The sequence below is a fragment of the Salipiger thiooxidans genome (assembly GCF_900102075.1).
Lineage (GTDB): Bacteria > Pseudomonadota > Alphaproteobacteria > Rhodobacterales > Rhodobacteraceae > Salipiger > Salipiger thiooxidans.
On record NZ_FNAV01000031.1, the window covers coordinates 17,660 to 30,630 of the forward strand.

The window sequence follows — 12,971 nt, forward strand, 5'->3', positions numbered from 1 at the left end:
GATCAGTCGATGTCGAAGACCACGCCCTGCGCGAGGGGCAGCTCGGTCGAGTAGTTGATCGTGTTGGTCGCCCGGCGCATGTAGGCGCGCCATGCGTCAGAGCCGCTTTCACGGCCGCCGCCGGTCTCTTTCTCACCACCGAAGGCGCCACCGATCTCGGCGCCCGAGGTGCCGATGTTGACGTTGGCGATACCGCAGTCCGAGCCCTTGGCCGACAGGAAGGTCTCCATCTCGCGCAGGTCGGTGGTGAAAATCGACGAGCTGAGACCGCCACCGACGGCGTTGTGCTGCTCGAGCACGTCGTCGAAGTCGGAGTACTTCATGACGTAGAGGATCGGGGCGAAGGTCTCGCGCAGGACCGGGCCGTCATGGGCAGGCATCTCGACAATGGCGGGCTTTACGTAATAGGCGGTGTCCGGACCGACCTCCTGACGCTCGCCGCCATGCACGACGCCGCCCATCTCACCGGCTTCGGCCAAGGCCGCAACCATCGAGTCATAGGCCGTCTTGTCGATCAGCGGGCCGACCAGCGCCTGGGTTTCCAGCGGGTTGCCGACCGAAACCGAGGCATAGGCTTTCTTCAGCGCGGGCACGATCTGGTCATAGACACTTTCGTGCACGAACAGGCGGCGGGTGGTGGTGCAGCGTTGCCCGGCAGTGCCCATCGCGCCGAAGGCGACGGCGCGCAGGGTCATGTCCATGTCGGCCGAGGGGCAGACGATGCCGGCGTTGTTGCCTCCCAGCTCGAGGATGCACTTGCCAAAGCGCGCCGCGACCTTGGGGCCCACGATCCGGCCCATACGGGTCGAGCCGGTGGCCGAGATCAGCGAGACCTTCTCGCTTTCGACCAGCGCCTCACCAACGGCGGGCCCACCGACCAGCACCTGGCTGAGCCCGGCGGGGGCGTCGTCACCGAAACGGGCGAGGGCACGCTCGAACACTGCCTGGCAGGCGAGGGCGGTAAGCGGGGTCTTCTCGGAGGGCTTCCAGATCACCGGGTCGCCGCAGACCAGCGCCAGCGCCGCGTTCCAGCACCAGGGCGCGCAGGGGAAGTTGAAGGCGGTGATGATGCCCACCACGCCCAGCGGGTGCCAGGTTTCCATCATGCGGTGGCCGGGGCGTTCGGTGGCGATGGTCAGGCCGTAGAGCTGGCGCGAGAGGCCGACGGCAAAATCGCAGATGTCGATCATCTCCTGAACTTCGCCGAGGCCTTCAGACGGGGATTTGCCCGCCTCGATCGACACCATGCGGCCGAGGTCTTCCTTGGACTTGCGCAGTTCTTCGGCGAAGAGGCGCACCAGTTCGCCGCGACGCGGGCCGGGCACCAAGCGCCAGGTACGGAACGCCTTGTTCGCCAGCGCGATGGCCGCTTCGGTGTCGGCGACGGAATGTTCGGCAAGGCTGGCCACGGGCTCGCCGGTGACGGGCGAGATGACGGTCATGCCGCCGTCGACGGTGAGATCTGCGGTGACGCCGCAGGCGACCATGGTTTTAGAAGTAATCTGTTTGAGGGGAGTGCTCATGGTTGAGGTCCTTGCTTGTCAGTCTTCTTGGCGGGTGGTGTTGCGCCGGGGCCGGATCAGGCCTTCTGGAGTGTCCGGCTCAGCGCGACACGGGATTCGGCGAGCGAGCGCGCCTCGGTCTCGGCATAGCGGTGGAAGAGATCGTGCACGGGCGCGCCGAGATCTTCCTCGAAACGGGCGCGGTTGGGATTGGCGACAAAGGCCTGCGCGGCGCCGTCGCCGAGGTTCGACTGGAAGATTCCCGCAGCCGAAACCGGCAGGAAATCCTCGTAGATGATGGGATCGGCGCGCAGGCAGCCCTCCGCGATCAGGGCATCGACCCCGCGCGAGGGATCGTTGCAGGGCTTGCCGGTCGCCGAGTAGCGGAAGTAGCCCAGCCCGTCCTTGCGCAGTGTCGCGAGGTCGTCCGGGAAGGCGGTGAAGACCTCGGCAAGCGTGGCGCGGTACGCGTCGGCGTTCGAGCCGTCGGCGGCCGGGGTGATGCGGCTGCGGGTTTCGGCCAGCAGCCGGTCGTAGAGACCCTGCCCGGCGGGTGTCAGCGCGATGCCGCGCTGCTCGATCTCGCCGAAGCGGGCGGTGTGGCGGCCGGTGATGGCCGTCTCGCCGTTCGTGGCGGACGGGGGGAAGCTCACCGGCTCATCCAGCGCCTTGAACGAGGTCTGCCGCAGCAGGATCGGCACCGTGCGGGTCGGCGGGCCTTCGACGACGGCCTTGGGCGCGATGCCACGCTCCGGCATCATCTCCTGCACGCGATCGATGTCGAGCGTGCGCGGCGTGAGGTGGTTGATGTGCGGCCCCTTGAAGGCCACCACGTCCGCCACCAGCCGGTGCGCGTCGTGCAGGCGCTGGTAGAGCGCATGGGGAACGTTGGCCTCGGCGTGCCAGCGGAAGGTCTCGACGGCCTCGGCCACGAAACGTTCGGCGTCGGCTTCGCTCAGACCGCCGTCGGCCTCGGCCTTGTCGATCAGCTCGAGACAACCGGTCGTGTAGATCTCGCGCGTGTCCAGCACCTCGGCGGCAGCGGCGCGCAGTTCGGCGTCATCGAGCAGGTCCAGCCGCAGCAGCGAGGTGAAGACGCGGAACGGGTTGCGGCGCAGCGCGGCCTCTTCGAGCGGACGGAACGCGGTGGAATGCACCGGCACGCCGGCAACCGACAGGTCGTAGTAGCCGACCGGGTGCATCCCCATCACGGCGAAGAGGCGGCGCATGGTGAACAGTTCGCGCGGGGTGCCGAGGCGGATCGCGCCATGGCGCTCTTCGTCGATGCGCTCGAGTTCGCCAAGCTCCTCGAGGCGGGCACGTTCTTCGGGCGCTCCCGAGAGCACTTCGCTGTTCACGTCGCGCACCAGTTCCATCAGCGTGCCGTAGGCGGGCACCTCTTCACGATACATCGCCGACATTGCGCGAGAGAACAGCGCGCGGATCTGATGGGGGTTTGCGTGTTCCGGTGCCATGGGCCCGCTCCATTCGTAATCATGATGTATGAGAATGGTAACCGGGTCGGTGCACACATGCCCAGCAACGTCTTGCGATTACCCCATTCCGAAAACGCATGGAGTTGCCGGCCAAGCCCGGGTTACATGCATGGTAAAGCCCTCGACGCAGCCAACGGAAAGGCCAATCGAATGACACTGCAACGCCGATATCTGCCCGACATGCGAATGCTGCTGACCTTCGAATGCGCCGCGCGGCACGGCAACTTCACCCGCGCCGGCGAGGAGCTTGCCCTCACGCAGAGCGCCGTCAGCCGGCAGATCCGCGATCTCGAGACGCAGATCGGCAAGCCCCTGTTCGAAAGAGTGCGCGGGCGGGTCGTCACCACGCAGACCGGGCGCGCATTCCTTGCTGAGGTCGAGGCCCTGCTCGACATGGCCAACAGCACCATGCGCCACGTAACGGCGGGCGGCCAGGGCGAGCGGATCCTCGCGGTGAACGCGCCGCCCACCTTTGCCGCGCGCTGGCTGGTGCCGCGCCTGTCGGGGTATCTCAAGCACCATCCGCAAACGCGCTTCGACATCTCGACGCGCCGCGACGTGTTCGATTTCACGACCACGCAATGCGACCTGGCAATCCATTTCGGCCAGCCGATCTGGCCCGGTGCGGTCTGCACTTACCTATGCAGCGAACTGGTCGTGCCGGTCGCCGGCGGGGCCTTGCTGAACACGGTGGTGCGCGATGCCCGCGATCTGGCCGAGGCCCCCAAGATACACCAGACTGAGCGCCCCCATCTCTGGGCCGACTGGTTCAAGCGCGCCGAGGTAGAGCTGTCTTCGCCGAACGAGGGACACTGGTTCGAGCAGTTCAGCCTGACCATCGAAGCGGTCCGGTCTGGGCTCGGCTATGGGCTTCTCCCGCGCTACCTGATCGAGAGCGAGCTTGCGCGCGGAGAGTTGCAGATTCCGCTCGACATCCCGCTATCGACGGACAATGCCTATTACATCGCCACCCCCGAAGACCGGGCAGATGCCGCCCGTGATTTCCGCGACTGGATGATCGCAGCCGTGTCTTTCCGGCCTCTGGCCTGAGGCTGAAAGCTCTGCTCTTCTGGTCGTCTGGCTGTGAGACGGTCAGTTCATCTCTTCCGCAAAAATCGGTTTCGGAGAGGCGTGGCTTTCGGGGACTTTCCGGCCAGATGCGGAGCCCATGCCATTTTCTTCAAAGTTCTTTGCGGCCTGGCACGACAGAACCGTCTTCGCCACGATCTGGGTAGGCGGTGGGATCGCAGCGTCCGGTCCTGCCGACTGGCCAGCCACTTGAACAGAAAAGAGGGCTTGTCGCTTTGATGCCTGCCTGGGAGGTTGCGCTGCCTCGCCTTCAACCATTCGCAGGACGGGCTCTACGTCCACAAGCTGACGATCCCGCAGCGCTCTCCGATCCGGATTGCCCCGCCGGCAGCGTTCCGGTCCAGGCGTAGCTATTTGTCCGGCAACCATGCCAGATGCGGGAGGCGCCGCTGATCCTTCTGCCGCCCAGGGCCAGATGTAGCCTGTGTTTTCGAAAGGACTATGATAGAGCTTCCGGGTCCGACACCCGTAAGGCTCTGCTGTCCCATGACCACGCGCAACGCTCCCTCGCAGGACGAGCTCGACACACGACTTTACATGGCTTCGGTCGAGCGCACGATGCGCATCTTGGCGGCCTTTGACAACGGGCTCGGCTCCAGGACCCTCGCCGACATTGCCAAGCAGCTCGATTTGGGCCGCAGCGCTGTGCAGCGGATCGTCTACACCCTCGAAAAACTGGGTTACCTCGAGAGGGAGGCAGACCAACGACACTATCGGCTGACGCTCAAAATCCTGGACCTGTCCAGCGGACTGACCAGCACCGGAAGCCTGATGCGGCTGATCCAACCCGTCCTGCAGGACCTGGCCGACGAGACTGGCGAAACCTCAAGCTGGGTCAAACTCGACGGCGACGAAATCGTCATTCAGCAGACCGTGCGCAGCAAGCACCTCGGCCACGTAAGCTTTGCTCCGGGGCAGCGCTTCGCCGCCTTGCCCTCGTCATCGGGGCAGGCGATCCTTGCCAAGGGCGACCCGAAGGTCGCGGAGAGCCTGCTGGCTGCGGCCGGTCCTGCGTTGCGCACGCGGATCGCCTTTGCCGACGCGGCAGAGATGGCTGCGCGCTTCGCGGAGATCCGGGCGCAGGGCGTTGCCACTACCGCCAAGGAAGAAGACCTGTTTAGCGTCTCGATCTCGGCACCGGTACTGTCGTCATCGGGGGTGGTTCTTGGGGCGCTCAACGTCTCTGCGCTAGAAAGCAGAGTGCCTCACACACGCATCTCGGAGCAACTGGGAGCGCCGATTCAAGCAGCGGCAGCACGGGTGGCAAAAATCCTAGAACACCAGGCAGCAGTCGGGGTCAACGCCCTCTGAAAAGGTCCGCGTCCAGCGTTTGAACCAACGCGTGCAAGGCTGGGACGATCTCTGACTGCAGCTTTTCCGGTCCGGTGCGCGCGCGGAGGACCGAAACGTTGATGGCAGCCACAACCTGGTTCTGCAGGTCGCGCACCGGAACCGAGAGCGACATGGAGCCGGGGTCCATGTCTTTCTCGGTGAACGCGTACCCTCGCGCGGCCTCGCTGCGGATGAGATCAACGTAGCTGTGGGCATCGAGGTCTCCGAGCCGTGCCCGTATGGAGGGGCTGGCGTTCTGGAAGAGGTCGACCACGATTTCGGGTCGCATATCCGCCAGAAACAGGTGTCCCGACGAGGAGGTCAGGGCATCGAAGCGGGCACCGATGGGCAGAACCACCGCCGCGCGGTGCGGGCTGGGTGCAGAACTCAGAACGACGACCTGCCCGGCGTCGTATTCCAGCCAGGACACGGTTTCACCAAAGGTCTCTGCAAGATTGACCATGGACGGCAAGGCACGTTCGATGGCCGCGTGAGACGTCAGGATACTGCGGGCAAAGAGCAATGCTCGGTTCGAGAGCCGGTATTCGAGCGTCGCGGCATCCCGGCGCAGATAGCCCAGTGTCTCCAGCGTGTAGACGAAGCGCTGCGCTGCGCTGCGCCCAAGCGCCGTCTTTGCAGCGATCCGGGTCAGAGACATCGCGGGTTCGGTTTCGTCAAAGGCTTCCATGACCGCCATCGCCTTGCGCACGGAGCCGACGAAAAGCCGGGTATCGACAGTTATGTCCTCCTTGCGCTCCGGATGCTCCATGTCGTTCTCTCTTCACTGATGAGCGTTTCGCGTGCGGCGTGCCCGCGCGACGGCGTGTGTGCCGGGAAAAACCGCTCGCGACAAGAGAGCCCGTTTATTACCGCCCCGTGAAGACCGGAGCGCGCTTGGCTTTGAATGCGGAAACGCCCTCGACATAGTCGTCGCTGTCCTCCGCCTTGCGGGTGAGAGCGGCAATCTCATCCGCCAGCCCCTCGGGCAACTGCGTGGCAAGGCGGTTGAGCACCGTTCGCGCCGCCGTAACGGTCAAAGGCGCCTTGTCGGCGATTTTTGCCGCAAGCGACAGTGCCTCAGCCACCGGATCCTCCGCAATGTCCCCCCAGGCAAGACCCGTCGCCACCGCCTCTGCCGCGTCAAGCGATGCGGCGGTATAGATCATGTAACGGGCGGCCTGAGCACCCACCAGCGCCGCCAGACGCGCTGTGCTGTCGGCCGGATAAACCAGTCCCAGCTTCGCCGGCGGAACGGAGAACAAAGCGCGCCGCCCCACCAGCCGGAAATCGGCGCGCAGGGCCAGGGTCATGCCGCCGCCCACGCAGGGTCCGTCGATGGCGGCGATGACCGGCACCGACGCATCGGACAGCGCGGCGTAGCAGCGCGTGATCGTGTTCCAGTAACGCTCCCGCGTCACCGGATCCTTACTGGCCTCGGCAAAGGCACCAATGTCGTCACCGGCGCAAAAGGCGCCGGGAACGCCAGTCAGCACGATCACTCGCACCTCCCGGTCGTCGGTCAGCTCGCTAAAGCCGCGCGCCAGCGCGTCCCAGGCAGACTCGTTCAGCGCATTACGCTTTTCGGGGCGATTGATGGAGATCACTCCAATGCCCGGAGCGGGGCGCGACACGGTGATGATCTGGCTCATGGCAGCGTCCTTTCGCGACAGCTCAGGCGGACTTCCGGCCCAGCTTGTAGCCAGTTGCCTCAAGGTCCCAGACGCCCTCGGCGCTCCGCGACAGCTCTTTCTTGCGAATGCGCTGCGTCGGGGTCTTGGGGAACTCGTTAATCTCGGCGACGTAGCGCGGCACCTGATAGTAGGCCATCCGCGTTTCGCAGAAGGACACCAGCTCCATGGGGTCGAACGCGACGCCATCGACCAGTTTCACGAAGATCTTCAGCTCGTCCTCGCCCAGCTCGCTCGGCACGCCGACCAGCGCGCTTTCGGCCACGGCGGGGTGCTTGTTCACAACCTGCTCGACCTCCCAGGCCGAGATGTTGATCCCCCGGCGGCGCAGCATCTCCTTCTTGCGACCGGCGTAGAAGATGTAACCGTCTTCGTCCATCCGGCCCAGGTCGCCAGTGAGCAGCCATCCTTCGCGCTGGGTGTCGCGGCTGGTTTGCTCATTACGGAAATACCCCAGGAAGCCAAGCCCTTCCTGAGTGCCGCGGGCGACGATCTCGCCGGTCTCGCCGCGTGGAACCTCGTTCCCGTCGTCATCCGCGATCATGATGTCGAATAGCGACAGCGGTCGCCCGCAGGAGCCGACCCGCCCATCCTTGTTCAGCGTCACGAAGGTGATCAGCTCCGACAGGCCGTAGCCCTCGCGCAGCTCCACACCGAAACGCTGCTCGACGTCTTTCCAGATCTCGGGCGGGCAGCCGCCGCCCCAGGCAATGCGCACCTTGTGATCACGGTCCAGATCCGAAGGCTTCTGCTTGAGCAGCAGCGGAAGCACTCCGCCGAGGTAATGGATATGCGTCACGCCGTGCCGGCGCACGTCATCCCAGAAGCCCGAGGCGCTGAAGCGTTCGACCATCGCCAGCGTCACACCGCCGATCACCGCCGAGATGATCACCGCGACGCCCGCACCGTGATGCAGGGCCTCCCAAAGAAGGAACACGTCGCCTTTCTTCGCGTCGGTGATGTTGAGAACCGCCATCGGTCCGCCGCGCAGGGTGCGGTCGGATTTCAGAACGCCCTTGGGTGCGCCGGTGGTGCCAGAGCTGGGCGTCAGCGCGAGCACGTCGTCCGGTCCGAAATCCACATCGGGTTCGGCGTCGGAGGCGGCGGCGACCTGTGCCTCGTAGCTGTCAGGCGTAGCGACCTCCTGACCGCGCCAGAACATCGCCGGGCGGGGCGCGGTTTCGAAGGCGGCATCGAGCGCCTCTGCATAGCCTGCATCGGCGATTAGCGCGCTCATGTCGTAGGAGGTGAAATAATGTTCGAGGGAGTCGCCCCTGGCATGCACGTTCACCGGCACCCGCACGAGGCCTGCCTTCATCGAAGCGAAGATCGCGATCACGTGGTCGGGGTGGCTAGGCAGCATGATTCCCACCCGGTCTCCGGGCGCCAGGCCCGAAGAGAGCAGCGCGTTCGCCACCCTGTTCGCGGCACGGTTGATGTCCGCTACGGTGTATACGTCATCCTTGAATTTCAGGAAGACCCGATCCGGGTCGGTTGCGGCGCGCTGAGCCAGCAGGTCCTTGAACAGGACGTCGTCGACCGGGTCCATCTCTACATTCTGGGACATTGGGGTTCTTTCCTTGGTAATCTTGCCGGGGCGGGCTGCCCGGAAGGAGGCGCCCCGATCGCAACGTGGGAGCGGCCGGGGCGCGGATCAGTGTCTGGCAACGTCCCAAGGGGCGATGCCAGGTGTCACGTCAGTCGAAGTCGACCGCGAGGATGCGCTCGGCCCAGGTATCGATCTCGGCCTCGTAGATCGTGGCGGCGTCCTCGGGTGCGTCGGTCGAAGGCACGATGCCGCGGTCACCCATCTGCGTGACGAAGGCCTCGCCGGCCACCGTCTCCTGCAGGGCGGCCCTGAGCGCGGTCAGCGCCGCCTCGTCGATCCCCACCGGTGCCAGCAATCCATATACCGAGGCGACGTTGAAGCCGTCGAGGCCGGCGTCAGAAGCGCTGGGGACATCGGGAAGCATGTCGATCCGGTCGGGCATGGCCACGACCATCGGCTTGATTGCATTGGCTTCAACCTGCGGCAGCGCGGTCGAGACGGTCGCGACCATCAGCGACACGCGGCCCGCCACGAGGTCGGCCATCGCCGGGGCGCCACCGGTGTAGGGAATATGTTCGAGTTCGAGACCTGCGGCATCGGCGAAGACCATGGCGCCAAGATGCTCGGTGGAGCCGATGCCGGACGAGGCATAGGTCAGCGGCAGGTCCTCTGCCTTCGCGTACTCGATCAGCTCCTCGATGGTGTCTGCCGGCACATTGTTCGCTGCCACCAGCATCAGCGGGACGCGACCCACGGCACCGACCGGGGTGAAATCGTCCTTGAGCGCGTAACCCGCCGTCTCGGGGGTGAGCCCGGTCGTGATCGCGTTGCTCGTCACCGAGGTCATCAGCAGCGTGTAGCCGTCAGGCGCGGCATTGGCGACGAACTGGTTGCCGATGCTGGCCGAAGCGCCGGGCCGGTTCTCGACCACGAAGTTCTCGCCCATCAACTTGCCCATTTCGGCGGCAGTGACGCGGCCGACGTAATCGACGGTTCCGCCAGCGTTGTAGGGCACGACGACGCGCACGGGCTGGTTCGGAAAGTCCTGCGCCAGCGCGGGTGCGGCAAGAGCGGCCGAGGCGGCAAGCACCCGGAGGAAAGATTTGATCATGATATTTCCCTGTATTGCATAGCAATTGTTGTAATTATTTTTAAAGGATGCGACCATCAATTTATCTTGTCAAGCGTCGCTTCCACGACGCAGGACAACTGTAGCCGGCCGCTGAAGAGCCGGGGCCAAACCTAAAACAACATCGAAAACAGAGAGGTAGTCGACATATGACCGCCAATACCCACCGTCTTGCGTCTTCGGACGTGCTCGCTGGAGTCGGGATTGTCGCCCTGAGTCTGGGCTTCGGCATCGGGGCGCTTTCCTACGACATCGGCAGCCTTGCCCGGATGCAGGCGGGCTTTTTCCCGCTCGTCCTGGGAGTGATCGGAACGCTGCTGGGCACTGCGCTGATCACCATGGGGCTTGTCCGGCAGGGAGAGGTTCCGCGCATGCCTGCGCTCCGGCCGCTGCTGTACATTTCGGCGGCCTTCATCGCCTTCAGCCTGACCATCGACTGGCTGGGCCTTATCCCGGCGATCGTGATCTGCGGCTTCATTGCGGCGAAAGCCACGCCCTCGACCACGTGGCGTGAGGCGCTGATGCTGTCGGTGGGACTTGCCGTCGCGATCTGGCTTCTCTTCGTCGTGCTGTTGTCCATGCCGATCCGCGTCTGGGCAGGTTTCTGACTGATGGATATCCTCGCCAACCTGATAGGAGGCTTCGCCAGCGCGCTGTCTCCGGAAAACCTGCTCTATTGTTTCATCGGCGTGACGGTGGGCACCTTCGTCGGCGTATTACCGGGCATAGGCTCCATGATCGGAATCTCGATTCTGCTGCCCATGACCTTCTACCTGTCACCCGAAGCCGCGCTGGTGATGCTTGCCGGCATCTACTACGGCGGAGAATATGGCGGGTCGATCTCGTCGATCCTCATCAATCTGCCAGGCTCTGCGTCAAGCGCGGTGACCAGTATCGAGGGCTACCAGATGACGCGGCAGGGCAGGGCGCCCGTGGCGCTATTCATCACTGCCATGGCATCCTTCCTAGGCGGCACCATCGGTATCGTTCTGCTGACGGCGTTCGCGCCGATCCTTGCTGACCTGTCGTTGCGCTTCGGCCCGGCCGATTACTTTTCGATCATGGTGCTGGGCCTTCTGGCATCGACCACGATGACCCAAGGCGCGGTTTTGAAAAGCTGCGCGTCGGTAATCCTCGGGGTGATGTTCGGCACCATCGGCACTGACATAAACACCGGTGTGCAGCGCTTCACCTTCGGCACGATGGAGTTGTTCGACGGCATCAGCATCATCATCATCGCAATGGGTGTGTTCGGCATCGCGGAGATTCTGGCAACGGTGATGGGCAATGATCACATGTCGGTAAAAGCCAATGTGCGCCTGCGAGACATGCTGCCCACGCGGGATGATCGACGACGCAGCGCCATGCCGATCCTGCGTGGAGGGTTGCTCGGTTCGCTTCTGGGAGCCCTGCCTGCCACCGGGCCGACCATCGCCTCCTTCCTGGCCTACACACTTGAAAAGCGTGTGAGCCGCCACCCAGAAGCTTTTGGCACAGGAATCATCGAAGGTGTGACGGCCCCGGAAGCGGCCAACAGTGCTGCGGCGCAGACCGCCTTCGTTCCCACGCTGACCTTGGGCATTCCGGGCAGCGCAACGATGGCGCTGATCCTTGGTGCGCTGCTCATTCACGGTATACCAGCCGGACCTCGGCTGATCACAGACCATGGAGACACGTTCTGGGCGTTGGTCGCGAGTTTCTGGATCGGCAACGTGCTTTTGCTGGTTCTGAACATACCTCTGGTAGGAATCTGGATCCGGTTCCTGTCGATCCCATATCGCTTGCTCTATCCGGGAATCATCTGCCTGATCTGCGTCGGCGTCTACAGCGTCAAACTGACCAGCCTCGATATTATGATCGTGCTGGGCATCGGGCTGCTGGGTTATGGAATGCGACTGGTGAACATGAGCGGGGCGCCGTTGTTGATGGGCTTCATACTGGGGCCGATGCTGGAGGAGAACATGCGCCGTGCCTTGTTGATGTCTCGGGGAGATCTGACCACCTTCTTCACCGAGCCGATAAGCGCCACCGTACTGGGCGCGACCGCGCTACTGATGTTGTGGTCCGGCCTTCGGGCGTTACAGCCGCGCCACGTTTGAGAAATCCGGACGACGAGGATGCTGCCCGCTCCTCGCCGCCCGCTTCGAGGCTGCGGGGCTCGGCTGTATCATGGTGGGTCGGATCAGACGGTGGCGGCATCCATCCCGGAGACCTGATCCATGCCGCCCGACATGGCGCCGCTGTCATTCCCGCCGATGTGCTCGCCAGTTTAAGGGCCGACCTCCGCAAGATGCAGCAGACCGAGGCGCTGGTGCTCGACGCGGCCCGCGCGCCGGAGTTCGATTTTGACGCCTTGGAAAAGGCGCAGACCTAAAGTCGGGGCACCCGGCGCGGTCCGCCCGGCGACCCGCCCGGATTCGCCCCGCTGCCCGAAACGCCAGACCATGCGGCAAGGGAGGCAGGTCACCACGTTGAACTCTGCTCCGTAGGGGTAGCCGGGGCACTGTCAGTTTGCAGACCGCACGATCGGCGGATAGCCAAGTTTCATGCTGAATCCATCTGATCTTCCGCCCCTCCCAATCGCCGAGCGCCTGCTGGCGCAGGGCGGAGATCGGCTCGGCTCCGGCATGGCCGAGCAACGCCGCCGCCTCCTGCGCCCGGCTGCGAGTGGACGTGCACGCGCGGTCCGGATCCAGAGCGGTGACGACACGCGGAGCCTGTTCTTGGTGAAAATGTAGAGACCCGGTGCATCCCGTGGGATAGAGGAGACGCTTGATCGCGCACTCGCAAGATGCGTCACGGCGGAACTTCTGTAAAATGATACATAATTTCCATTATGCGCTACATTTAATGTAAGCGCCAAGTTAGAATGTCCCACATGAGCAAAGCTGAAGTGTCACACTCCCCTGAATGGGCAGGATTGGAGTGCGGCCGTGGGATTGGTGGTCATGAGCGAGCGCGAGCTGAACCGGATCGAAGTCCTGAGTGATGTGGTGCAAGGCCGGATGTCTGCGGTGGCGGCAGCCTCGGTCTTGGGCCTGAGCCGAAGGCAGGTTCACCGGCTTCTGAAGACGTTCCAGGCCGATGGTCCGGCAGCGATCCGGCACAAGGCCCGCGGACGTCCGTCCAACAACCGGATCGATCCCGCGGTGCGTGAGTTTGCGCTGACGCTGATCCGTGAGCGCT

At 64.2% G+C, this 12,971-nt stretch carries 12 protein-coding genes; 6 read left to right on the plus strand and 6 right to left on the minus strand.

Features of this window, described 5'->3' with window-relative positions; translation table 11 throughout:
* Window positions 1-2: 2 nt before the first annotated feature.
* Both amaB and hglS read right to left on the minus strand, forming a co-directional pair.
* Window positions 3-1,523 carry an L-piperidine-6-carboxylate dehydrogenase gene (gene amaB / locus BLQ77_RS26120; protein ID WP_089964045.1) on the minus strand — a complete coding sequence of 507 codons (1,521 nt, stop codon included), beginning with the start codon at window positions 1,521-1,523 and terminating at the stop codon, window positions 3-5.
* A 56-nt stretch (window positions 1,524-1,579) separates the two neighbouring features.
* The gene (gene hglS, locus BLQ77_RS26125) at window positions 1,580-2,977 is read right to left on the minus strand and encodes a 2-oxoadipate dioxygenase/decarboxylase HglS (RefSeq protein ID WP_089964046.1); all 1,398 of its coding nucleotides are present in this window, start codon (window positions 2,975-2,977) and stop codon (window positions 1,580-1,582) included.
* A 57-nt stretch (window positions 2,978-3,034) separates the two neighbouring features.
* Between hglS and BLQ77_RS26130 the strand changes: the two genes are divergently transcribed.
* Both BLQ77_RS26130 and BLQ77_RS26135 read left to right on the plus strand, forming a co-directional pair.
* Window positions 3,035-4,048: a LysR family transcriptional regulator gene (locus BLQ77_RS26130; protein WP_242661873.1), complete on the plus strand. Its 1,014-nt coding sequence runs from the start codon at window positions 3,035-3,037 to the stop codon at window positions 4,046-4,048.
* A gap of 525 nt (window positions 4,049-4,573) precedes the next feature.
* On the plus strand, window positions 4,574-5,398 hold the full coding sequence (locus BLQ77_RS26135; protein WP_165617215.1) for an IclR family transcriptional regulator: 825 nt from the start codon (window positions 4,574-4,576) through the stop codon (window positions 5,396-5,398).
* Here the strand turns inward: BLQ77_RS26135 and BLQ77_RS26140 are convergent.
* The 4 genes from BLQ77_RS26140 to BLQ77_RS26155 all read right to left on the minus strand — a co-directional run bounded on the left by BLQ77_RS26140 (window position 5,385) and on the right by BLQ77_RS26155 (window position 9,767).
* Window positions 5,385-6,188: an IclR family transcriptional regulator gene (locus BLQ77_RS26140; protein WP_089964049.1), complete on the minus strand. Its 804-nt coding sequence runs from the start codon at window positions 6,186-6,188 to the stop codon at window positions 5,385-5,387. The genes BLQ77_RS26135 and BLQ77_RS26140 overlap by 14 nt on opposite strands.
* A gap of 97 nt (window positions 6,189-6,285) precedes the next feature.
* Window positions 6,286-7,068, minus strand: a complete 783-nt coding sequence (locus BLQ77_RS26145; protein WP_089964050.1) for an enoyl-CoA hydratase/isomerase family protein — start codon at window positions 7,066-7,068, stop codon at window positions 6,286-6,288.
* 22 nt (window positions 7,069-7,090) lie between these two features.
* The gene (locus BLQ77_RS26150; protein WP_089964051.1) at window positions 7,091-8,674 is read right to left on the minus strand and encodes an AMP-binding protein; all 1,584 of its coding nucleotides are present in this window, start codon (window positions 8,672-8,674) and stop codon (window positions 7,091-7,093) included.
* Window positions 8,675-8,804: 130 nt separating this feature from the next.
* Complete coding sequence (locus BLQ77_RS26155; protein ID WP_242661874.1) at window positions 8,805-9,767, minus strand: Bug family tripartite tricarboxylate transporter substrate binding protein; 963 nt, start codon at window positions 9,765-9,767, stop codon at window positions 8,805-8,807.
* Window positions 9,768-9,934: 167 nt separating this feature from the next.
* Between BLQ77_RS26155 and BLQ77_RS26160 the strand changes: the two genes are divergently transcribed.
* The 4 genes from BLQ77_RS26160 to BLQ77_RS26170 all read left to right on the plus strand — a co-directional run.
* Window positions 9,935-10,393: a tripartite tricarboxylate transporter TctB family protein gene (locus BLQ77_RS26160; RefSeq protein WP_008888201.1), complete on the plus strand. Its 459-nt coding sequence runs from the start codon at window positions 9,935-9,937 to the stop codon at window positions 10,391-10,393.
* A 3-nt stretch (window positions 10,394-10,396) separates the two neighbouring features.
* Window positions 10,397-11,884 carry a tripartite tricarboxylate transporter permease gene (locus BLQ77_RS26165; protein WP_089964053.1) on the plus strand — a complete coding sequence of 496 codons (1,488 nt, stop codon included), beginning with the start codon at window positions 10,397-10,399 and terminating at the stop codon, window positions 11,882-11,884.
* The gene (locus tag BLQ77_RS28540; RefSeq protein ID WP_131822066.1) at window positions 11,881-12,159 is read left to right on the plus strand and encodes an RraA family protein; all 279 of its coding nucleotides are present in this window, start codon (window positions 11,881-11,883) and stop codon (window positions 12,157-12,159) included. Before BLQ77_RS26165 ends, BLQ77_RS28540 begins: the two co-directional genes overlap by 4 nt.
* A 559-nt stretch (window positions 12,160-12,718) precedes the next feature.
* The coding region (locus BLQ77_RS26170) for a helix-turn-helix domain-containing protein (RefSeq protein WP_242661783.1) at window positions 12,719-12,971 on the plus strand (253 nt) is incomplete at its 3' end.